Here is a 2,137-nt window from a genome sequence, read left to right as displayed (position 1 = left end):
AAACAATGCGAACTATGCTCAAGGGAGCGCGCAGGCTACAACTGACCTAAACCAATCAGGTGCGCGGAAAGGTCAGGCAGTGGCGGACTCTGCTAATGCGTTGGCGGCTAAGCAGGCTCAAGTTACTGCAAAAGAGCAGGAGAAGCAGGCTCGTAGGGATAATGCTGCGGCAGACAAGAGGAATGCTCAGCGGCGTGCGGCTATAGAAGCAACTAGTGGCTGGTCCAGTCCTTTGACGGATACAGTTGATCCTAATCCTCAGCATCAAAAAGGTAAACAGCCAACTAATACAACAACCAATGGAAAGGATAAAAGTATCCCTGTTTCACCTGAAGGAATTAGTGTTGATACAAATATTGCAAAGGCACGAGATTTTGCTAAGAAAGCTGACCTTCTACCCACGGTGCACAGTCGGTTAGCAAAATATGGATATCTTACTTATCAATTCGCCCCGGGAATGAAACAGGACTATAAAACCAGAGGGCGGCAGTATGAACATTTCGGTAACTATAATTATGGTGCTGTTGCAAAGGCTTTGGGTATTTCTGAATTTGAGGCAAAATTCGCTGCCGGTGTAGTGCAGACAACGACAGGAACCGCAAGGACGGGATGGGCGGGAACTTTTTTTGATGATCCCGTTGATCAGAAAAATATAGGGAATGGATATCATCACAAAAGTAATTAAAGACAAGTTCCCCCCGAATCATTATGTTTCGGGGGGGCGACACACTATGAATAATCAAAAACAATTATCTAAATTCGGCAAATTTGTAGTCGCGTATTTTTCATATTTCAGTTTAAGCGGTATTTTTGCTTTGATTCCGGTTATTTTTGTTTGGTTTTTAGGTGGGTTTAAAGATGGTCTTTTTGCTTTCATCTATGTTGTGACATGGGGTGCATTATATCTTATTTCCAGTTCAAAATCAGCCAAAGAGATTTTGAGATATAAGGAGCAGGGATCGAAGGAGTTGGTTTTTTATACATTCTTATGGGTCGTTGCTACGTTTTGGCCTTGCCTGTTGTATGGCTCTGTAGCGGAAGATAATGTTGCAATAGGTTTGGTTTTAATGGTTTATATATTGGCCGCATATCCATACCTTATGCTCGCTTTTGCTCAATTGCCGGGCTTGATTTTATTGCCGTTATTCCCTTTGTTTCATATCGCTATTTTTTTTATTGCATGGAAAAAAACATGTTTATTTTATAGGGATGCAAATAACTCATTTAAACTTGAGTAGTTGTTTATATATGTCAATGGGACTGGAGTTCAAGCTGCAAAACAATAAACCAGCTACCATAAATTTATCTAACAGCCCCCGGACCCCAGTCCGGGGGCTGTTTAATTATAATTGAATATAAAAAGAGGTTAACCTCGGAGAGCTTCCTCGACTCCGATACCGGGCTGATCCACTTCGGCTACCGCGAGTACGATCCTGTAATCGGCAGATTCATTTCGCCTGATCCGCTCGGTTATGCTGGCGGCGATGTGGATGTGTATGGGTATTGTCTGGATGATCCGATTAACTTTGTGGATCGGAAAGGGTTGTTTAGTAATGGCGCAATGGGCGCATTCGGATCAGGGGACATCAGAGGCAGAGCTCAGTCCTCTCTTGGAGCTAACAGGAGCACATCCAAGGAAACCAACAGTTCATCAAAAAAAGGTTCAAGCCATTCATACGGACGCAATGGCACCATTGGCGCATTCGGATCAGGGGACAGCAGCATAAGAGCCCATTCAACACTTGGGTTTAATGGGAATAGAACCATTGGTAAGAACAATGACCAAAGCAATAATTCTTCAGCCAAATCAAGTGTACAACAAGCTCGAGAAATGGAAAAAAGGGCTGCGGAAATAGCCCAAAAGGAGTTTCAAGCTGAACAGGCAAAATTAGCTGAAACAAAGGCGAGAAGGGACCGCACAATTGCTGATGCCCAAAAGCGCAATGATAAAATGCGACAAATGGTTAGCATTGGTGCCATCGAATTAAAAAACAATCCTGCCAGTCCCCTGACAGATACTGTCGACCCCAACAAGCAGGCCAAACCGAACAAGCAAGCCCCAACCCAAGTCGGTACGGGTATAAATACTTTATCGGGCAAACCCGAAGCGCAAAAGGCCCGAAAAGAAGAACCGCTG

Annotated in this window: 3 protein-coding genes; all 3 read left to right on the top strand. The window is 43.9% G+C overall.

Features of this window, described 5'->3' with window-relative positions:
* On the top strand, nt 1-685 hold a 685-nt coding region (locus tag FMS18_RS20110; protein ID WP_239061131.1), incomplete at its 5' end, for a polymorphic toxin type 44 domain-containing protein.
* Between the two features lie 46 nt (nt 686-731).
* A complete protein-coding gene (locus tag FMS18_RS20105) occupies nt 732-1,238 on the top strand; it encodes a hypothetical protein (protein WP_163296437.1) in 507 nt (168 codons plus the stop codon).
* A gap of 62 nt (nt 1,239-1,300) precedes the next feature.
* Nucleotides 1,301-2,137 (top strand): RHS repeat-associated core domain-containing protein (locus FMS18_RS20100; protein ID WP_368854189.1); only part of this gene is annotated, 837 nt, incomplete at its 3' end.

Origin of the sequence: Desulfovibrio sp. JC022 (assembly GCF_010470665.1) — a bacterium.
GTDB lineage: Bacteria > Desulfobacterota > Desulfovibrionia > Desulfovibrionales > Desulfovibrionaceae > Maridesulfovibrio.
The sequence above is the reverse complement of the archived record's forward strand: the minus strand, read 5'-3'. Positions and strand labels throughout refer to the sequence as shown.